Here is an 18,269-nt window from a genome sequence, read left to right as displayed (position 1 = left end):
CCCTATTCCGGAAAATGGCTCACGACGACGTAGCCGAGCGTGCCGGTGAGGATCGTCACGAAGGAATAGCTGTAGAGATCGATCGACCAGGGTTGCACCAGCATGACGATGCCTCCCCCGATCAGGGTCATAGCAGCCGTCTCCCAGGGTCCGCGTCGGAACCAGCGAGAGATCACGCCTTTGGCGATTGCAGCAGACCCGCTCATTTGCGCACAGCTCCGAAGGTGATGCCCCGCAACAGGTGCTTGCGCAACAACACGGTGAACAGGACGATCGGCACGACGAAGAGGGTGGTGGCCGCGGCAACGGCCGGCCAATCCTGCCCGCCCTCCCCGATGATGAAGGGGATGAAGGGCGGCATGGTCTGCGCCTCGCCGCTGGTCAGGAGAACCGCAAAGGCATATTCGTTCCAGGAGAAGATCAGGCAGAAGATTGCGGTGGCTGCGATACCCGTGACGGCTTGCGGCAACACAACCTTGCGCAGCGCCTGCAGCCGCGTGTAGCCGTCGACAAGAGCGGCCTCCTCATATTCGCGCGGGATCTCGTCGATGAATCCCTTGAGCAGCCAGACCGCGAGCGAGACGTTCACGGCAGTGTAGAGCAGGATCATTCCGAGCCTGGTGTCGGTCAGATTGAGCTCCCGGTACATCAGATAGATCGGGATTGCGACCGCAACGGGCGGCATCATGCGCGTCGAGAGAATGAAGAACAGAAGGTCGTCAGCCAGGGGAATGCGGAAGCGCGAGAAAGCGTAGGCCGCGAGCGTGCCGAGAAAGACGGCCAGGAAGGTCGAGCCGAACCCGATGATCAGCGAGTTGACGAAGCGCGGCACGACCTTCGACGGTCCGGCAATGACCATGTCGCGCTGGCGCACGAGCTTGTCGTACCACGTCTCCGGCGGCGGCAGCTTGGCGATGAAGTCCGGCGTCTGCCGGGTGCGCACAGTGAACAGGTTCACATAGCCTTCGAGAGTCGGCTCGAAGATCACCTTGGGCGGATATGCGATCGCGTCACTCTGCGACTTGAATGCGGTGGCGACGATCCAGAGCAGCGGCAGGATCGTGATCACGGCGTAGAGGATCACGAGGCCACCGGCCACGGCCTTCGCGCGCGGCGAGGCTTCGACGATGGAGTGAGCGGTGGACTTGGTGAGGACAGCGGTCATCGTTGCTTCACCTTGTTGAGCACTTTGACGTAGATGTTGGCCGCACCGAACACGGTCACGAACAGGATGATGGCGAGCGCGGAGGAATAGCCGGTGCGCCATTTCTCGAACGCCGCGCGCTTCAGCGTGATCGACACGAGCTCGGTGGTCGAGCCCGGGCCTCCGGACGTCAACAGATTGACCATGTCGAACATCTTGAAGTTCTCGATCGCGCGGAACAGCACGGCGAGCATCAGGAATGGAACCGTCATCGGCAGCGTGATCGACCAGAACTGCCGCCAGGCCGAGGCGCGATCGACTTCGGCCGCTTCATAGATGTAGTCGGGAATGGAGCGAAGCCCGGCGAGGCAGATCAGCATGACGTAGGGAGCCCACATCCAGGTGTCGACGAGCACGATGGTCCAGGGTGCGAGCGAGACCTGCCCGGTCATGCTGAACGAGCTCGGCGGCACACCCGTGAACAGGCTGATCAGGTAGTTGAATGGACCGATCTGCGGCTGCAACAGCAACGTCCAAAAGTTGCCCACCACCGCCGGCGACAGCATCATCGGCAGCAGGATGATCGTGGTCCAGAAGCTGTGACCGCGGAACTGACGGTTGATCAGGAGCGCCAGGGCGAACCCGATGACCACCTGCAATACCACCGACCAGATCACGAATTGCGCCGTGGTCTGGAGCCGGATCCAGATGTCCTCGTCGGTGAGGATGTCGGTGAAATTGTCCAGTCCGACGACCCGCAGCGGGAGATAGGACATACTGAGGTTGAGGCTCGTGAAGGACAGCCGGATCATCCAGATCAGCGGAAAGATATTGATCGCCAACAACAGCGCGATCGTCGGCGCAACGAACAGCCAGGCGATGGTCCGGTCCGACAGGCCGCGGACACGCCGCGTAGCGCGCGATTTGGCGGGCTCGCTCACGCCAGCGATCGTAGCATGATCAGGTTGAAAGATCGTCGTCATCTTGTCCATCGGTTGGCTGGTTCGGCTTCCCCGAGGCGCTTCCCCGGGGAAACCAGTTCAGTTGATGCGAGAACCCGAGTCTATTGCGACGCGACCTGCTTGCCCTGTTCCTTGAAGACCTTGGCCCAGTCCTTGACCAGGAGATCGAGCGCTTGCTGCGCCGTGCCCTTGTCGGCAACGACGTAGTCATGCACCCGCTTCTGCATGTCGAGCAGCAGTTGCGCGTAGGATGGCTCGGCCCAGAAGTCCTTGACGATGCCCATCGACTCCAGGAATTGCGGTGCGAACGCCGCGCTCTTCGGGAAGTCGGGCGCGTCGACCACCGCCTTGAGGGCCGAGTAGCCGCCGAGCTGCCACCATTTCTGCTGCACGGCGGGCTGCGCGAACCATTTGATGTAGGCGAGTGCGTCGTCCTTGCGGTCGGACGTCGCGACGACCGAGATGCCCTGTCCGCCGAGCTGGGTGAAGTGTCCGTTCGCGCCGGCCGGATTGACGAAGAAGCCGATCTTGTCGCCGCCGACATTCGGATCCTTGTAGAGGCCGGGGAAGAAGGCGAACCAGTTCATCTGCATCGCCACCTGGCCGGACTTGAAGGCGTCGAGCCCCTCCTGCATGTAGGCGTTAGTCATGCCCGGCGCCGTGCAGCACTTGTAGAGCTCCTTATAGAACTCGAGCCCCTTGGCCGCGTCGGCCGAATTGACGACGCCCTGCATCTGGTACGGCTTCTTGGGATTGTCGTAGCCGAAGCCGTAATTGTAGAGCACGTTGGTCACGCCCATGGTGATGCCTTCGGAGCCGCGCTCGGTGAAGATGTAGGCGCCATAGACCTTTTTGCCATCGATCTCGCGGCCCTGGAAGAACTCGGCGATCTGCTTCAGTTCGTCATAGGTCTTCGGTGGCGCTAGGTCGCGGCCGTACTTGACCTTGAACGCGGATCGAATTTCGGGCCGCGAGAACCAGTCCTTGCGATAAGTCCAGCCCACCGCATCGGCCATGGCCGGTAGCGCCCAATAGTTCGGCGAGTTCTTCGGCCACTGCGAATAGCCGACGACCGTCGCCGGGACGAAGTCGTCCATCGATATCTTTTCCTTGTCGAAGAAATCATTGAGCTTGACGTACCACTTGTTCTCGGCGGCTCCGCCGATCCACTGGCTATCGCCGATGATCAGGTCGCAGAGCTTGCCGTGGGAGTTGAGCTCATTGAGGAAGCGATCGGCATAGCTCGTCCATGGGACGAACTCGTATTTCATCTCGATGCCGGATTGCTTGGTGAAGTCCTTGCCGAGCTCGACCAGCGCGTTGGCCGGATCCCATGCCGCCCAACACAGCGTGAGCTGCCTGCCCTGAGCTGCGGCTTCGCCTCCGCCAAATATCCCCAGCAGCGCCGCGCCGAGGACAGTGGTTGCCGCCGAGCTTCTAAACCAATTGAATGTCCGCATATCCGTTTCCTCTCTCGTTGAAGCAGCTAACCCGCTCGGCGCTCCCTGCCGGGACGACGCCAAGACCCTGAAACCGAGTTTGAGGAGCGATGAGTGAAGGACGAGACGAACCGCTTCCGGAGACGGCTCCGGAATGACTTGGGCTCCTCCCACACATCGGCCCGATGCGTGATGTTTAGTTTTTTGTGGTACTAAACGTATTACTAAATTTTGGAGATCGTCAAGCCCCGCTTGTCACGAGTCTGGCAAAAGACTTACGGCGTTCGCGCGCAAGCGGAATGTTCGCAGTCGCAGCGAAAATGTCGGAGAATCTTGCCGAATGCGACCGCCGATGTCGCCCGGCCAGGAGAATCCAGCCCATCCGAACAACACGAGAGCAGGAAGGCCGGCCATAGCCGCGTGTTTAGCAAACTGCTTTACTGAATGTTCAATGAAGCAGGCGCGAGGAGCCCCCTCGTCGTCCGAGAGCTGACGATGGCCGCTTCCGTTCGGAGCCGTCGCGTCTGTGCGGTCAGTGCTGCCACTCGCTACCTACCTCGCAGACATTTCACGGGCGGCAGGCTGCGAGCATGTAGCGTATCGTCGAAACCTTCTGCAAGGCGGGCCGCTAGCTCTGTCCGGGCTTGGGCGACGTCGAGGCGTGTCACGGAAGCGCTACCAACCCACACCGCAACAGATGCGTTTCTTCGTTGGACTAGCAGACCTACGCGAATGCGAGGTGAAGGCATGACGCCTTCTACCTCCCGCAAGTGACACTGATGTCAGCACTCACCTATCTCTCCAGCCCTCGGAAAAGGTGATTGTGCTCACAGGGTCTGCTCACATTAGTTGTGATGAGATCTTTCTTGAGCTCCCGGTGCACACGTCGCGCACACGCCAACTTCTAACTGGCTGAAAAATTTGAACTCTCGTTCCAATCCATCACTGGACCGACTGATAAATCTGATCTGCCAGGCCTCCGCGGTCTCTCGAAGCAGAGTCGACAGCCATTCGACCTACTACTCAACAATTATGTTCTCGAGCGACTTCTCTATCGCCTGAGTCAAACCCGGCATAATGACCGCTTCATTCTGAAAGGAGCAATGCTGCTTAGAAAGGGGTTCGAAGATCCGCCAACGTCTCGACAAGAGATCTGCGCTTTCTGGCCTGGTTGAACAAGAAAATAGCGCAGAGGATCGACGATGCAATCACGAGGCATCTGAAGCCAGAATTCCCCAACCATGCGGCGGCAATGCAATCTCGGTCGTTATGGGTTTCCGCTGCGTTGTGAGGTTGCCAGCAAGCCTGACGACACTTGTGGTGATAACGTACACCACCGGCGCATCAGCCACATTCAAGGCGACCAACAGCCGATTTTCCTCGTGAAATGCCTCAAGCAGAAGATCGGCGTTGCGCAGTTCGATCACACGGCCACGTGCCCGGTGAAGCCAGGGATATCTCCGCCGCAGGCCGATCAGTTCCTGGTGCAGGCGATAGGTTGGCCAGCCGAACGGCGCAAGATCGCCCGGCGTTGCCGGAAATACCGGACGAATAGCATCGTCTCCGCCGACGCGGTGCTCCTTGATCCCACGGAATGCCTGCTCGTCTCGCGCGTAGATCGAGGGCGTTCCACCGCAAGTCATGAGAATGACAAGCGCATGGGCGAGATGTCGCTCATCGCGCAACTGGCTTGCGATGCGCGTGACGTCATGATTGCCGATGAATGTCTGCGGCACGAACGTATTGATCATCTCGTTGTGGCGCTTGAGGGCCCAGGCGAGCTCGAACATGTTGCGATCGTTCAATGAACTCCAGATCGCCTTCCACAATTCGTACTGGGTGACGGCATCGACGCCCGTTTCGCGCACAAAGCCGCTGTAGTCGCCATGAATCAACTCGCCGAAAATGTAGGCCTGCGGATGACGGGCACGAACCGCGGGCAGGACAGCGCTCCAGAACTGTCTTGGGACCGAATAGGCGGCATCGAGCCGCCATCCATCGACGCCACGGTCGAGCCAATGCGTCATCACGCGCGCCACATACTCGGCGACGGCGGGCTCCCGATGGTTCAGGGCAACCAACTGACGATGCCCTTCGAACGTCGCATAGTCGGGCTCCTCCTCCGACGAGCCTTCCGGCGGCCAGCGCAAATGAAACCATGAGGCTTCCCTGCAAGCCGGACCGCCTGCAAGCGCACGCCGAAAGATCGGGCATTCGCGACCGACATGATTGAATACACCATCAAGAACGATCCGCAGGCCGCGGCGGTGAGCCGCGTCGATGAATGCGTCGAAGTCGCCATCATCCCCCAACCGCGGGTCAATTTGAAAATGATCGATCGTATCGTATCCATGAGTGGACGAGGCAAAGACAGGCCCCAGCAAGATGCCCGAGACGCCAAGATTCACGGCATAATCGAGCCATGCGGTGAGCTGGCCAAAGCGGCGGACGACGCCATCGCATGCACGAGCGTCCCGCTCCGCCCCGACGAAGCCGAGCGGGTACACGTGCCACCAGACAGCATGTTCGATCCAGTTTCTCACGTTCCCTCGCTTGCGGCGTTGCAGGTCCTCAATCACGGAACCACGAAGCTTGCGCCGAATCTGACCGAGGAGGCGTCGCCCGGCGTCAATTCAATCTGCTTATCCGGACCGATCTGAACGCTCCCCCTTGGTCTTGTGCACTCCGTACTGCCTGACTCGGAGTGCCCGCTGCTCGCCAAGCGCATGCGTGATCCGGCTCGCTCCCCTGCCCTGGAATTTCAACAGCTCGTCGCGCTCGATTCCAAAGGTAACGAGGTCGTCGCCGCGGCGGAAGTGGAAGAAGACCGTTCGATTTGCCTGCTGTGCAGTATCGAGCCAGAAGACAAATGAGGCAGGCAGCACGAGGTCCTGGCTACGAGGTAGGACGGATCGTAGCTTTGGTAGCGGGAGAGGGACTCGGACCCCCGACCCCAGGACTATGATTCCTGTGCATTCTCGGCTTAACCCTCAAAACGGGGATCACCCGCGAACCAATGCGGACAACATGGACGCGTCCAAGGTACTTGACCAATGAGTTCAGGATGCTTTGGCGCATGTACGGCTTCCGTCAAGCAGCGCAGCTCGTTGCGGAGGGGTTCGTGAACTCAACCCTTCCCGCAGGCAATCCGCACGCCAGAAGCTCAAGGATTCGACTGCCACAAAGGGCCAGGTGAGCGGCAATTGTCCTCGCTGTCAACGAGACACCAACTGGACACGCGTCGTCCCTACCCACCTATTTCGTTGAAATCTGGCGCTCCCTAGGGGAATCGAACCCCTGTTTCAGCCTTGAGAGGGCAACGTCATAGTTGTTACCTCTGCTTACCCCAAATTTCTTGAATTTGCCTATCGCCCAAAGTACCGTGTTTTCAGACTGATTTGAGGGCTACGACAATTTCTCTTCGTTACCCCCGTTTTCGGCCGCCTGCTTACCCGCTGCTTACCCGAAGGTTTACATGCCGAAGCTTACGAAAAGGGCCGTAGATGCCGCTAGGGCGGCCAAGGGTGAGCTATTTCTATGGGACGACGAACTCCCAGGGTTCGGCCTGAGGGTCAAGGCGACCGGCGCCAAGTCCTTCCTAGTGCAATACCGGAATGCCAATGGCCGGAGCCGCCGACTGACCGTTGGGCGCTACGGCGTCCTGACCGTCGAGGAGGCCCGCCGACAGGCGAAACTAGCCTTGGCGGAGGTCGTGAAAGGTGCAGATCCGGCGGAAAGCAAGAAACTGGCCCGCGGCGCCATGACGATTGAGGAACTTTGCCGGGAATATCTGGCGAAGGCCGAAAAGGGCTTAGTCCTGACCAAGCGCGGCGGCACCAAGCGCTCTTCCACCCTTTACACCGACAAAGGACGCATAAACCGCCACATCGTCCCCCTGATCGGGAAACGCACCGTCAAGGACCTTACCTCCGCGGACGTCCGGAAGTTCATCCAGGACGTCATTGCCGGCAAGACGGCGGGCGAGTTCAAGACAGCGAAGCGCAAGCGCGCCATTGCGCGAGGTGGGCCCGGAGCTGCGGCCCGTACCAAGGGGTTGCTGGGCGGGATCCTCACATATGCAGTGCACGAGGGTTACCGCTCAGACAACCCGGCGACTGGTGTGCTGCGTCCTAAGGATAAGACTCGGCAGTGGCGGTTGGATGATGCTGGCTATCGGGAACTCGGAAAATGCTTGAAGCGCGCCGATCACGATGGCGGAAACTGGCAGCCAATCTTGGCCGTGCGTGCCGCCGCGCTTACCGGTGCCCGCTTGCGAGAGATCGAAGGTCTTTTGAAAACCGACGTCGATGCGGCGCGAATGGTTCTCCGACTACAAGAGACTAAGACTGGAAAGAGCGTCCGGCCGATCGGCTCGGCCGCGCTGGCCGTCATCCAGGACGCCACGGTCCGCTCCAAATCTAAGTACGTATTCCCCTCCGTCACCAATGCGCAAAAACACCATGCTGGCCTTACACGGTGGCTGAAGGATATTGCTGGAAAGACCGTACCCGGAATCACCTCCCATGGGCTTCGCCACTCATTCGCATCAACGGCCGAAGACCTCGGCTATTCCCTTCCCACGATCAAGGCCCTCCTTGGGCAGGCCGGATTGAGTGTGACGGAGGGGTACATTCACAAGGTGGACAGCGCGCTTGTCGCCGCCGCGACACGCATAGCTCAGCACATCGACGAAGCCATGCATGGAAGAACATCGAAGGTCGTCCCATTGAGAACGGCCTGACCTATCGGCGCGGCTAGGGTAGCTCCCGAAAAGCTGGTCCGCACCAGCCTGCCGCGTCGTCATCATGCGGAGCACAAGCGGAAGTGCAATGAGCCTCGAATTAATGCAACAGCAGATGACCTCTCAGATGGAGTTCTGGAGGAAATCAATTGGCTGGCCGAACGATAACTCTTCGTACGTATTCCTCGCCCGCGCGGTGCATGCGGTGGGCAAGTCAATGTTTGGATCTGATTGGACGGGCGATGAGCCTTGTCGCGATTTTCTAAAAGCACTCCCAGTCTTTCCTGAGAGGTCTGGGTGGCGGGCCAAACTCGCGCACGATCTGCTCGTGAAGCACCATCCTGAATCTAATCGCCAGCCACGTAAGCCGTACCAGCACTCCTTCGAATTTACGGGCAACGAGTGGATGGCTGCCGTGATGATCGTCAAGAAGCACAACGAGGAGCAGATGCCGGGCTTCAGGCGCTTTGCTGAAGTGCGGGATAGGATCATTAAACTCGCAGAGGCAGGCCTTCTTATTACAGCCATTCGCGACAAAGCCGGCGGAGATCCCACCCCCATCTCACGGGTCTGGTGGAACTCGGAACGCATTCGCGACCGCTTTGATTATTGTCATTTGAGGCCTGATGATCCGTATGGGTTGGGGATTGGAAGCGATCCCTATCAATGGATTTTCGTCACCCGCGAAAGCTTAACGAGTTGCGCGCCTGATGCTTCCGCCGAGAGCGAGCAGGCCTCCAAATCTGTCGCTACTGCACCGGTCGCCATTTCCTCGCCAGAGGACCCAACGAAACCTCCGCGCCGCCTCGCCGAAGCAAAGATAGAGCCTGAGTTCAGGCGGTGGCGGGAGCAACAGCCTGAAGGCTATATCCCGACCGAGGACGAAGACATCGCCCACATGAAGCAGTTGGGGGTCGGCCGCGACAAGGTGCGCAAACTCCGCAAGAACTTCCCCACCCGGGGACGCGGCGAAAAAAGGTCCGGCTAACACGCGGCCAAATCCGCGGCTAATACGCCGGCCAAATCCGCAGCGATTTCAACCGCGTATCTTTACCGCGGATTTCTTGGTGCTCCATTTACCTCGCACCCACGGAGATTGATCCGTGATGATGCGAGACCACAATGGACACCGAAGAAACACCTGCCCATGAGCGCCACCTTCGACGGAAGGAGGCCGCTAAGTACGTGACAGATACATACAGCGTTCCCTGCTCTCCCAAGACGCTGGCAAAACTTGCTTGCGTAAGTTCGGAGGGGCCGCCCTTTCGGCTCGCGGGGCGCTTCCCTCTTTACCCCGTCTCGGGGCTCGACGCCTGGGCACAGAAAAAGATCGGCCCGCTGGTCAGATCGACGTCTGAAGTTCGTCGCGTCGCCTAACCCACATCCCTCAAACGAAAACCCGGCGGCACGATCCATCTTACCAGGATCAGTTCGTGCGCACCGGGCTTCCAAGGAGTCTTGAACTTGAAAACCTGTATCAAACGCAGTCGCAAAACTCAATCCGTTTCTGGCCTGCCACTCTTCTCATGGCGAGTTACGGCCATCCGGCCGAGCAGCCGCGCCGGTCTGTTCGTTGCCCGTCGGTACCGAGTGCATCCGGCCGTGGCCGACCTCGTTGCAAACCTAGCCGGTATCGGGTCGGAGGTGCAGCAGTGAGCAACATCACCATCCGATTGTCAAGCGATTCGTGCCTGACGTTCACTGGCCGGGAAGCCTGGACGTTGCGTCGTCTCATCGAGGCTGGAGCCGCCGGAGTGACCACGATCGACCATCCGGCGCCCCGGTGGTCGCACTACATCTTCAAGCTTCGCAAAGCTGGGTTGGTCATCACGACCGACTACGAGCCGCACACTGGTCCGTTTCCCGGCACCCACGGCCGCTATCGGCTCAAAACGCCCGTGACGGTGGTAATGACCGAGGTGGCCGCATGAGCGCAACGCCCCGCAAGAATCTGATCGATAAACCGATCCGGAAGCTCACGGTCTCGGCCGGCCGGGAAACGATCGGCTTTGTGATCGAATACAGCAAGCGCCGGTTCGCAGCAGAACTCGCGTCGGGTGAGTGGGTTGGCGAGTTCTTCCCGTCGTCGGCTGCTGCCGCACAGGCGTTATCGAATGCAAATCGTGTTGAGGCATCTTCTGACAAGGGAGGCGCCAAGTAATGGGTGCAATCAGCCAAAGCTTTGCAAAAGCGGACCGCGTTGATTTCAGAGCGGTGAGTTCGGCCGCACTCGGTGCGCTCGATATCATCGTGCCGCGTCTCCTGCCGGACGGCCATTCGGAAGGTAACGAGTGGGTAGCCCGCAACCCGACGCGCAACGACGGTCGTCCCGGCAGTTTCAAAGTGAACCTGACGACCGGCGTATGGTCAGACTTCGCCACCGGCGACAAGGGCGGCGATGTCATCGATCTGGTGGCCTACCTGGAACGGAAGTCCAAGGTGGAAGCGGCTCGAGAGATCGGCGCGATGCTGAACGTCAAAACCAACTCCGGATCCACGTCGCTGACCGGCAATGTCCGCGACTTCAAACCGAAGAAGGCAACCGCCGTCGCGGCAACGCCCGATGAGGCTGGCACCGCGCCGCAAAACCTCCCGGGCCGAACCGCACCCGACAAGGATGGAAAGCCGCGTTTCATCCCCGCAGGGGACGAGGGACCGCGGATCCGCGACGGTGAGCGGCGTCGCCACGTCTATCGGCAGGGCGGCGTACCAGTTCGGATCAAGATCATGACCCGGGATGACGCCTTCAACGTCTTCAGAGTGGTCAGCTCTGATGGCGTGACCGGCTGGCAGTACCGTAAGCCGGAGGGCTTTCGGTCCGTTCCATATTTCGTCGGTAACGATCCGTTCGCCTCCGATGATCTGCTGTTCTGGCCAGAGGGTGAAAAGGACGTCGACTCGGTGGCGAAGCGTGGCGGCGCTGCATTCACGTTCGGCGGTACGGGCGATGGTCTGCCGCCGGGCTCCGAGCAGTATGTGGTCGGGAAAAAGGTTGTGATCTTGGCAGACAACGACGCCGAAGGGCGCCGGCACGCCGAGGAGAAGGCAGCGCTGGCAGCGACGGTGGCCGCCAACGTCAGGGTAATCCACTTCCCCGAATTGGGTAACAAGCAGGATGTCACAGACTGGTTCGCGCTGGGCAACTCGTTCGATGAGTTGGTCCGCCGAGTCGAAGCCGTTGAGACGTGGCAAACCGTAGCTCCGACCGCCCCTGACCAGCCGGAGGATGCGGAACGCCATCTGCTTGCGCGTGCTGAACAGAAGCTCCCGACCGGGTACAGCTTCTCGGACCGCGGCTTGATGTGGAGCAATCCGGATGACCTGGACAAGCCAGCCATCCTGATCGCAGGCCACTTCAACGTCTTGGCAGAGACCCGAGATGCCGATGGCGCCAGCTGGGGCGTCCTCTTGCACTGGAAAGATCATGACGGCCGCGACCACCAGTTTGCGCTGCCGCGTTCGACCTTGGCCGGCGACGGGTCCGAGGCTCGCCGGATCCTGATGGATGGCGGCTTCTTTATCGCGCCCAGCCAAACGGCTCGCGGGCTGTTCAACTCGTTCCTGCTCCAGGTGCGGTCACCAAATCGGGCGAGAGCAACGCAGCGGGTCGGCTGGCACGGCAATTCGTTCGTCATGCCCGATGATTGCTTCGGTATTGATGACCGGGACACGCTGTTACTGCAGAGCGCGACCGCACACGAGCACTCATTCCGTCAATCCGGCACGCTCCAGAGCTGGCAGGATAACGTAGCGCGATACGCCAGGGGTAACAGCCGGTTGATCCTGGCCCTCTCGGCTGCCTTTGCTGGCCCGCTGATCGGCCCCTGCGCTGCTGAGGGCGGCGGCATCCACTTCAAGGGCGCTTCGTCTACCGGGAAGAGCACGGCACTGCACATTGCAGGTAGCGTTTGGGGCGGTGGTGACGCGAACGGCTACGTTCGGTCGTGGCGCGCAACAGCGAATGGCTTGGAGGGTGTGTGCCTTGGTCATTCCGATACGTTGCTGTGTCTCGACGAACTGTCCCAATTGGCAGCCAAGGACGCCGGTGAGGCGGCGTACATGCTCGCCAATGGCTCCGGGAAATCCCGCAGCTCACGTGACGGAACAGCACGCAAGGCCGCGAGATGGCGGGTGCTGTTCTTGTCATCCGGTGAGATCGGGTTGGCTGACAAAGTTGCAGAAGACGGCCGTGGTCGTCGGCTGGCCGCCGGCCAACAAATCCGGATCGTGGATGTCTCAGCCGATGCTGGCGCCGATATGGGGATGTTCGAAGAGCTTCACGGATTTCCCTCGGCTGAAGTCCTGGCGCGCCATCTCCGGTCTGCGACGCAACAGCACTATGGTGTTGCGTCTCGCCAATACCTCGCGGCTATCGTCCCGGAGATCGATCAAATTCGGAAGACGGTCGCTGACGTTGTGAAGGGCTTTTGCGACCAGTACGTCCCCTCTGGCGCAGACGGCCAAGTAGGCCGCGTGGCCCAGCGGTTCGGGCTGATTGCGGCTGGTGGCGAAATTGCCTGCCTGTACGGGATCGTGCCCTGGGAGCGCGGAGACGCCGTTCGGGCCGCAGCACTTTGCTTCGAGCAGTGGCTTGCCGCTCGTGGTGGTCACGAGGCTGCGGAGAACGCCACCGGCATCGAGCAGGTCAGAACGTTTTTGATGGCAAACGGGATGGCCCGCTTCATCCCTGCTTGGGAGGAAACGCAGTCACGAATCCCAGTCCGCGACGTGGCGGGCTATCGCGAACAGATGGGCGACGGTTGGGACTATTACGTTACGACGACCGCCTGGAAGGAGATCTGCACCGGCCTCGATCCGAGGCGCACCGCGGCCATGTTGAGGCAGAAGGGCTATCTCGACGCCGAGGGCAAGCACAACGCGAAATCGGTCCGCGTCCCCGACCACGGAAAGATGCGGCTCTATCACATCCGCTCGACGTTCTTGGAGGATGCAAATGAAGCATGACTTGCAAGCCTTCTCCCAAGACATCGTGACCCTGATCAAAACGAGTGGGGACAGTGGTGGCAGTGGGGACAAATTGAAGAAGCCGCTGCAGCACAAGGACTTTTTTGTCCCCACTCGCGAAACGCACGTGTCCCCACTCGAAATTGAGTGGGGACAGGCCGCGGGATCGAGTGGGGACAGAAAAACCGAGCAATTCAAGTCACTTGCACAAAGTGTCCCCACCGTCCCCACTGCCACCACTCGTTTTGAAGAAGGTCGAGCGGGCGAAATTGGGGAGGGTGCGCCTGCCAAGTGGCATGCAATTCTGGCAGAGCTAAAGCGGCGCGATCCGGTCGAGTGGCTTCCTGCGGATCGATGGCAAGGCATCCTTTCCGATGCTGAGAGTTTCCTGTCCGGCTGGGGCAGCGCAGCGCATTCGCTCGGTTGGACGGCGCTCGACCTGTTTGGAGTCCACCCGATCGCGCCGGCCGCTCGGTTCGATGCGATGGGGCTGATCCTGATCCAGAATGGGGGCCCAATTCTCACCTTGACCGCTAGCACAACAACAATGCGCCGGGCATCCGGCGCGGTCCTGACCTATCGCCGCCCCGATCAGATCGGTGCGATTTTGCTTTCGGAGTCGCTCCCATGACGGACAGTCTCGACCGCTGCTTCGTCCTGACACCCTATAATCCCAGCGAGGTGCTGACATTGCAGCAGGCGGCGGACCGCGCCAAAAAATCGCCAGGCACGATCCGTAACTGGTGTGAAAGCGAAGGCCTTGGTCGTCGTATCGGAGGCAAGTGGTGCGTCAGCAAGGTCGCGCTTGAGATGTACCTTGACGGTGAGACGGGTGCGCTGGCGCGCTACCTGGACGGCGACCGTCAGGCCGCCGATGTCGTCTCTTACTTCAAACGGTTTGGGTTGCCTGCGCAAAGGCCGGTAACGCTCGGTTAGGGTATGCAAAATGCGAGATTTGACCTGCATTTAGCGGCGTCTCGGATCATCCACAACTCCTGCAGAATCCTCAACGTTCGAAAAGCCAGCAAAACCTGCGCACGCTGCTTGGTCAATCCACGTAATTTCAACCGCATGCAAATTGCATGTTGTTGGGAAATACCATGGACGACGCGACCAAATTTCAAAGGCTAGTGCAGTTTCGGGTGCCGGACTCCCTTTCCGGCACACTCGACGCTGCTGCCGACAAGCATCTTCAATCAAAGTCTGAATACGTGCGTCAGGCCGTTTTGACGGCGCTCAGAGCGGATGGCTTCGATCCGGCCACCATCCCCGCCCGTGACGCGAACGACGTTCAGCGACTTGCTAATGGCGAGGCTGCCTTATGACTACGTGGACCCCAAAGCCAAAGCAATCCGAGACGTGGACACAGAGGTCTCGCCAGTCCGTGACATGGACGGCGAAAACCCATCAATCCGAGGCGTGGACATCGCTCAGTCGGGCGCCGCGAGTGTTCGATCCGCTCGTATTCGACAACACCCCGATTTTCGACACGGGCGCCGCGGCCGGTGTTTGGTCGGCGCGAACCAAGCAACCCGAAACCTGGGCTGAAGCCTGATGGCAACGGTCACTGTTACCCATGCCAGTCTGACGGGCGCAGCGGCAAACCCCAATGTGCTTGTGGATGGTCCGAAGTGGGATGCCCAGCATGCCGTCTCAGGCCTCGAAAACGTCGATAACACCAGCGACGCCAACAAGCCGGTATCGACTGCGACGCAGACCGCGCTGGATGCGAAGGTAACCGGCCCGGCCAGTGTCACGGATGATCTGCCGGCCATCTTCGACGGCACAACCGGGAAGCTGATCAAGTCCAAGACCTACGCGGCCTTCAAGACCTTGCTGGCCTTGGTCAAGGGCGACGTGGGTCTCGGCAACGTCGATAATACCAGCGATGCCACTAAGAATAGCGCGTCAGCGACGCTAACGAACAAGACGATCGACACGGCTGGCCCCAATACGCTCAAGGTCAACGGCAACACGCTTGCCGCTTCCTCCGGCACGGCAACGGTCACGTTCCCAAATTCGACGGATACCCTCGTTGGCAAGGCCACCACGGATACTTTCTCCAACAAGACATTCAACGCGGCCGACTCGGGCAACACGCTGCAAATCAACAGCGTCACGGTTTCCCGCGGGCAATACCCGGGAACGTCCACAAACGATAGCGCCACCGCAGGCAATGTCGGCGAGCATGTCCAGACGACGCTCTCAGGCACCTTGTCTTCCAGCGGAACGGCGGTGGCGTGCGGCAACATCACGTTGCCGGCCGGTGACTGGGACATAGCAGCGAACGTCTATTTCAATGCGTCCAACGGTGCGACCACGGCAACCGACTGGAACTCGATCATCTCGACGTCCTCCACGCCAAGTGTGGCGTCGGGCAACTCGATCACCGGCTTGGTGAATCACGAGCGTAGACCGTCTGGTGCTGACGTTTCACTGACGCAGTCGCACGTTTCCCATCGGGTGTCGATTACGTCGAGCACGACCTACTACCTGCATGCCAACGCGACATTCAGCGCCGGCCTCGGCTTTGGCGTGAATGGGTGGCTACAGGCGAGGAGGCCGCGATAATGTCCCACTCAATCCTGAGGATCCACTGATGGGCCATTTTGACGGTTACCAATTCGATCAGCGGCCCTATGCGGATAATGGCGGCGGCATGATCGCGCGCCTGCCCGCGCAGTTGCAGACGCAAGGGCAATCCCAGCAGGCAACTGCCGTTATTGCTCCCGCTGGCTTTCACGTAATGGTGCAAACCGCCCATAAGGAATGCGTGGTGCTGGAAGCGGTGCGTCGATGAAAAAGGCCAAAATAAAGCCGAAGACCAAGACGGCAAAGAAAGCCCTTACGGCGGTGGCGTCGGTTGAGCCAAACCCTTCTGCCGCCGCGTATCCGGCAAAATCGTCCGCCGCAGTCATGGCCTTTGGCAAGGATGCAAAGGGAAATGTGGCTTACTGCCCGCCGCCGGAAGAGTTCGACTCCAGTAAGCCGATGCTGAAGCACCTTGGCGGATCGCGTTCCGACCATTGGAACCAGACGCTCTGCAATCAGGTCATCAACTCCGGATGGTTTCGCGAACATATGCCGGTCGATGAAAGGGGTGACCGACAGACCGCAATTCTTGCATTCTTGGCGAGCGTGAATCCCGGGGACGCTGTAGAAGGCATGATGGCGGCTCAGCTGTACGCCTCGCATGCGGCATCGATGGAGTGCTATCGCCGGGCAATGCTTCCGGGCCAATCGGTCGAAGCGAAGCAGATCAATCTCACGCTTGCCGCGAAGCTCACCAAAGCAAACGCCGCTCAGGTAGAGGCGCTAAAGAAGTATCGCAGCAAAGGCCAACAGAAAGTCATTGTTGAGCATGTGCACGTCTATCAGGGCGGCCAGGCGATTGTCGGTCAAGTGACCCCCGGGGGGGCTGGGAAAAATATGGAGGCACAACCCCATGCTGTTGGATATGCAGAAGGCGCCCCGGTGCGGTGCGCGAACCCGAAGCGGCAGGCCCTGCCAGTCGCCGGGCATGGCTAATGGAAGGTGCCGGATGCATGGCGGACCGTCTCCTGGAGCACCGAAGGGCAACCAGAACGCTTTCAAGCACGGGCGCTATTCGGCCAGCTCGATCCGGCAACGGCGCCACATGGCCGCGCTGATCAAGGAAATGCGGCAGACGTGGGATGTGCTAGCCTAAAGGGTGCTTCCGCGTCTAAGCCGCCGGCTTCTTAGTTGCCGCGGCGAGCGGCAGCCCGGTTAGAAGTACTTAAGGTATGCGTACATAAGCGCGGCTCCGGCGATCAGATAGAAAACCTTGAGCCTGCTCGCCTCTTGTCTTTTTTCGTAAGCGACCAGTTTTTGTGTTTGCAGCCTCTCGCTGTCATTTCGACTGTCGATACCCGCAGGCTCCTCAAAATCCAGCTCTAGATGGCCGTCCGGATGTTCGTAGCTCCCGCCTAACAGACTTACTCGACGGTGGATGCGCTGGCGCCAAGACAGGTGGGAAAGATCCGTCATGAAAGGCCCTTAATTGCATTGTGTTTTCTGAGTGGTCCGGTCAGCAGATTATTGAACGTGTCGGCTACCTTAGAACGATGATCTCATTGCGGTCCCCATCCAGCCAGCAATACCGTAGAAGATACCGTAGCTGATCCACAGCCAAAGGAAGCTCCAAATCCCTGCAAGAGTTTGTTTGAAACCGCCCCATTCTGACCAGACGGTCGTATCCTTCAAGAACAGCTTTACATCCGCCGCAGAAGATTTTCTGGCTTCTTTAAACAGGGCGTCTACATCCACATACTCGCGCACACGAATCTTCTCGAAAAGCTTTTCATAGAATAGTCGATTGGTGAGTGTGTCAGCCCAAACACGCGCGTAAACACTCTCGTTCGAAATGGTGACGACCTGCACAATCTGGTACGACGCTACGTCGAGCAAGAACACGATCATCAAGAGGATCGTGCCGGTGCGGTCCTCACGCTGAGAGAAGGCAACCACCGCACAAATGAAGAAGACTGACGACCTGAATAGCCCTAAGGCAAACGCCCTATAGATCGGCGTAGCGGTCATGATTCTCTCCTCAGTGCCACGCTGGAAGCTCCTCTTTTCTGCATTCTATCTACGGCTTCGGTAATGGCCGCGGACGTACGTGCCGTTGCGCCTATAGTATCCGCTAACCGCAATCGTCTTCGGCAGCCCGGTTATTGTGCTTACGTCCCCATAACAGGAGCCGTTTTCTGCGCATCCCGGTCCGCTTGGGACGTACGTTGGGACCGAAGTACCCACTGACGGCGATGCCGTTCTTGCCGCGGCTTCTTCCCGTCCCTTCCGAACTTTCTCTAGGTCGGTCGCCGCAAGTTCTTCTAGTTTGCATGTGGGTGAGCCACTCAGGCATCTGGAGAGATTTCGCTCATAGTTGCTTGCCGCAACCTTGCTTCTCTGCTCCGGCGACAGGTCCTCTAACTTACAAGACGAGTATCCCGACAGGCACGACGAAAAGTTTCTCTCGGCCCTTCGCGCGCTAACCG

The 18,269-nt window shown here is 59.6% G+C and carries 20 protein-coding genes; 13 read left to right on the top strand and 7 right to left on the bottom strand.

Annotation, left to right across the window (positions count from 1 at the left end; genetic code table 11):
• Positions 1-2: 2 nt before the first annotated feature.
• The 5 genes from IVB23_RS26550 to IVB23_RS26525 all read right to left on the bottom strand — a co-directional run bounded on the left by IVB23_RS26550 (position 3) and on the right by IVB23_RS26525 (position 6,088).
• Positions 3-206 carry a hypothetical protein gene (locus IVB23_RS26550; RefSeq protein ID WP_061880613.1) on the bottom strand — a complete coding sequence of 68 codons (204 nt, stop codon included), beginning with the start codon at positions 204-206 and terminating at the stop codon, positions 3-5.
• Entirely contained in the window at positions 203-1,165 is a 963-nt protein-coding gene (locus IVB23_RS26545; RefSeq protein WP_061880612.1) for a carbohydrate ABC transporter permease, read from the bottom strand. The genes IVB23_RS26550 and IVB23_RS26545 overlap by 4 nt, the downstream gene beginning before the upstream one ends.
• On the bottom strand, positions 1,162-2,136 hold the full coding sequence (locus tag IVB23_RS26540) for a sugar ABC transporter permease (protein WP_156505156.1): 975 nt from the start codon (positions 2,134-2,136) through the stop codon (positions 1,162-1,164). The genes IVB23_RS26545 and IVB23_RS26540 overlap by 4 nt, the downstream gene beginning before the upstream one ends.
• Positions 2,137-2,207: 71 nt before the next feature.
• A complete protein-coding gene (locus IVB23_RS26535) occupies positions 2,208-3,566 on the bottom strand; it encodes an extracellular solute-binding protein (RefSeq protein ID WP_247800565.1) in 1,359 nt (452 codons plus the stop codon).
• 1,187 nt (positions 3,567-4,753) lie between these two features.
• Positions 4,754-6,088, bottom strand: coding sequence for an alpha-amylase family protein (locus tag IVB23_RS26525; protein WP_247800564.1), 1,335 nt, complete (start codon positions 6,086-6,088; stop codon positions 4,754-4,756).
• A gap of 183 nt (positions 6,089-6,271) precedes the next feature.
• Here IVB23_RS26525 and IVB23_RS26520 point away from each other — a divergent pair, with 183 nt between their 5' ends.
• The 13 genes from IVB23_RS26520 to IVB23_RS39400 all read left to right on the top strand — a co-directional run bounded on the left by IVB23_RS26520 (position 6,272) and on the right by IVB23_RS39400 (position 16,939).
• On the top strand, positions 6,272-6,418 hold the full coding sequence (locus IVB23_RS26520; RefSeq protein WP_197967594.1) for a hypothetical protein: 147 nt from the start codon (positions 6,272-6,274) through the stop codon (positions 6,416-6,418).
• A 602-nt stretch (positions 6,419-7,020) separates the two neighbouring features.
• A complete protein-coding gene (locus IVB23_RS26515; RefSeq protein ID WP_247800563.1) occupies positions 7,021-8,286 on the top strand; it encodes an integrase arm-type DNA-binding domain-containing protein in 1,266 nt (421 codons plus the stop codon).
• 88 nt (positions 8,287-8,374) lie between these two features.
• A complete protein-coding gene (locus IVB23_RS26510; protein ID WP_247800562.1) occupies positions 8,375-9,274 on the top strand; it encodes a hypothetical protein in 900 nt (299 codons plus the stop codon).
• Between the two features lie 664 nt (positions 9,275-9,938).
• Entirely contained in the window at positions 9,939-10,217 is a 279-nt protein-coding gene (locus IVB23_RS26505; protein WP_247800561.1) for a hypothetical protein, read from the top strand.
• Positions 10,214-10,447 carry a hypothetical protein gene (locus IVB23_RS26500; RefSeq protein ID WP_247800560.1) on the top strand — a complete coding sequence of 78 codons (234 nt, stop codon included), beginning with the start codon at positions 10,214-10,216 and terminating at the stop codon, positions 10,445-10,447. The genes IVB23_RS26505 and IVB23_RS26500 overlap by 4 nt, the downstream gene beginning before the upstream one ends.
• The gene (locus IVB23_RS39475; RefSeq protein ID WP_346659113.1) at positions 10,447-13,251 is read left to right on the top strand and encodes a DUF927 domain-containing protein; all 2,805 of its coding nucleotides are present in this window, start codon (positions 10,447-10,449) and stop codon (positions 13,249-13,251) included. Before IVB23_RS26500 ends, IVB23_RS39475 begins: the two co-directional genes overlap by 1 nt.
• Positions 13,241-13,882 carry a hypothetical protein gene (locus IVB23_RS26485; protein WP_247800559.1) on the top strand — a complete coding sequence of 214 codons (642 nt, stop codon included), beginning with the start codon at positions 13,241-13,243 and terminating at the stop codon, positions 13,880-13,882. Before IVB23_RS39475 ends, IVB23_RS26485 begins: the two co-directional genes overlap by 11 nt.
• Complete coding sequence (locus IVB23_RS26480) at positions 13,879-14,187, top strand: helix-turn-helix domain-containing protein (RefSeq protein WP_247800558.1); 309 nt, start codon at positions 13,879-13,881, stop codon at positions 14,185-14,187. The genes IVB23_RS26485 and IVB23_RS26480 overlap by 4 nt, the downstream gene beginning before the upstream one ends.
• Before the next feature lie 164 nt (positions 14,188-14,351).
• A complete protein-coding gene (locus tag IVB23_RS26475) occupies positions 14,352-14,576 on the top strand; it encodes a hypothetical protein (protein WP_247800557.1) in 225 nt (74 codons plus the stop codon).
• Between the two features lie 229 nt (positions 14,577-14,805).
• Positions 14,806-15,822, top strand: a complete 1,017-nt coding sequence (locus IVB23_RS26470; RefSeq protein WP_247800556.1) for a hypothetical protein — start codon at positions 14,806-14,808, stop codon at positions 15,820-15,822.
• 28 nt (positions 15,823-15,850) lie between these two features.
• Positions 15,851-16,051 (top strand): hypothetical protein, encoded by a 201-nt coding sequence (locus tag IVB23_RS26465; RefSeq protein ID WP_247800555.1) that lies wholly within the window; start codon positions 15,851-15,853, stop codon positions 16,049-16,051.
• The gene (locus tag IVB23_RS26460; protein WP_247800554.1) at positions 16,048-16,779 is read left to right on the top strand and encodes a hypothetical protein; all 732 of its coding nucleotides are present in this window, start codon (positions 16,048-16,050) and stop codon (positions 16,777-16,779) included. Before IVB23_RS26465 ends, IVB23_RS26460 begins: the two co-directional genes overlap by 4 nt.
• Positions 16,697-16,939 carry an HGGxSTG domain-containing protein gene (locus tag IVB23_RS39400; protein WP_346659112.1) on the top strand — a complete coding sequence of 81 codons (243 nt, stop codon included), beginning with the start codon at positions 16,697-16,699 and terminating at the stop codon, positions 16,937-16,939. The genes IVB23_RS26460 and IVB23_RS39400 overlap by 83 nt, the downstream gene beginning before the upstream one ends.
• A gap of 59 nt (positions 16,940-16,998) precedes the next feature.
• Here the strand turns inward: IVB23_RS39400 and IVB23_RS26455 are convergent, their stop codons facing one another.
• Positions 16,999-17,259, bottom strand: a complete 261-nt coding sequence (locus IVB23_RS26455; protein ID WP_247800553.1) for a hypothetical protein — start codon at positions 17,257-17,259, stop codon at positions 16,999-17,001.
• A 69-nt stretch (positions 17,260-17,328) separates the two neighbouring features.
• Positions 17,329-17,811: a hypothetical protein gene (locus tag IVB23_RS26450; RefSeq protein WP_247800552.1), complete on the bottom strand. Its 483-nt coding sequence runs from the start codon at positions 17,809-17,811 to the stop codon at positions 17,329-17,331.
• Between the last annotated feature and the right edge of the window lie 458 nt (positions 17,812-18,269).

Origin of the sequence: Bradyrhizobium sp. 191, assembly GCF_023100985.1 — a bacterium.
Lineage (GTDB): Bacteria > Pseudomonadota > Alphaproteobacteria > Rhizobiales > Xanthobacteraceae > Bradyrhizobium > Bradyrhizobium diversitatis.
The sequence above is the reverse complement of the archived record's forward strand: the minus strand, read 5'-3'. Positions and strand labels throughout refer to the sequence as shown.

Excerpts from the sequence above, each read along its gene's own strand:
- IVB23_RS26550 (WP_061880613.1), bottom strand. The coding sequence starts at position 206 with ATGAGCGGGTCTGCTGCAATCGCCAAAGGCGTGATCTCTCGCTGGTTC.
- IVB23_RS26545 (WP_061880612.1), bottom strand. The coding sequence starts at position 1,165 with ATGACCGCTGTCCTCACCAAGTCCACCGCTCACTCCATCGTCGAAGCC.
- IVB23_RS26540 (WP_156505156.1), bottom strand. The coding sequence starts at position 2,136 with ATGGACAAGATGACGACGATCTTTCAACCTGATCATGCTACGATCGCT.
- IVB23_RS26535 (WP_247800565.1), bottom strand. The coding sequence starts at position 3,566 with ATGCGGACATTCAATTGGTTTAGAAGCTCGGCGGCAACCACTGTCCTC.
- IVB23_RS26520 (WP_197967594.1), top strand. The coding sequence starts at position 6,272 with ATGCGTGATCCGGCTCGCTCCCCTGCCCTGGAATTTCAACAGCTCGTC.
- IVB23_RS26515 (WP_247800563.1), top strand. The coding sequence starts at position 7,021 with ATGCCGAAGCTTACGAAAAGGGCCGTAGATGCCGCTAGGGCGGCCAAG.
- IVB23_RS26510 (WP_247800562.1), top strand. The coding sequence starts at position 8,375 with ATGAGCCTCGAATTAATGCAACAGCAGATGACCTCTCAGATGGAGTTC.
- IVB23_RS26500 (WP_247800560.1), top strand. The coding sequence starts at position 10,214 with ATGAGCGCAACGCCCCGCAAGAATCTGATCGATAAACCGATCCGGAAG.
- IVB23_RS39475 (WP_346659113.1), top strand. The coding sequence starts at position 10,447 with ATGGGTGCAATCAGCCAAAGCTTTGCAAAAGCGGACCGCGTTGATTTC.
- IVB23_RS26485 (WP_247800559.1), top strand. The coding sequence starts at position 13,241 with ATGAAGCATGACTTGCAAGCCTTCTCCCAAGACATCGTGACCCTGATC.
- IVB23_RS26480 (WP_247800558.1), top strand. The coding sequence starts at position 13,879 with ATGACGGACAGTCTCGACCGCTGCTTCGTCCTGACACCCTATAATCCC.
- IVB23_RS26475 (WP_247800557.1), top strand. The coding sequence starts at position 14,352 with ATGGACGACGCGACCAAATTTCAAAGGCTAGTGCAGTTTCGGGTGCCG.
- IVB23_RS26470 (WP_247800556.1), top strand. The coding sequence starts at position 14,806 with ATGGCAACGGTCACTGTTACCCATGCCAGTCTGACGGGCGCAGCGGCA.
- IVB23_RS26465 (WP_247800555.1), top strand. The coding sequence starts at position 15,851 with ATGGGCCATTTTGACGGTTACCAATTCGATCAGCGGCCCTATGCGGAT.
- IVB23_RS26460 (WP_247800554.1), top strand. The coding sequence starts at position 16,048 with ATGAAAAAGGCCAAAATAAAGCCGAAGACCAAGACGGCAAAGAAAGCC.
- IVB23_RS39400 (WP_346659112.1), top strand. The coding sequence starts at position 16,697 with ATGCTGTTGGATATGCAGAAGGCGCCCCGGTGCGGTGCGCGAACCCGA.
- IVB23_RS26455 (WP_247800553.1), bottom strand. The coding sequence starts at position 17,259 with ATGACGGATCTTTCCCACCTGTCTTGGCGCCAGCGCATCCACCGTCGA.
- IVB23_RS26450 (WP_247800552.1), bottom strand. The coding sequence starts at position 17,811 with ATGACCGCTACGCCGATCTATAGGGCGTTTGCCTTAGGGCTATTCAGG.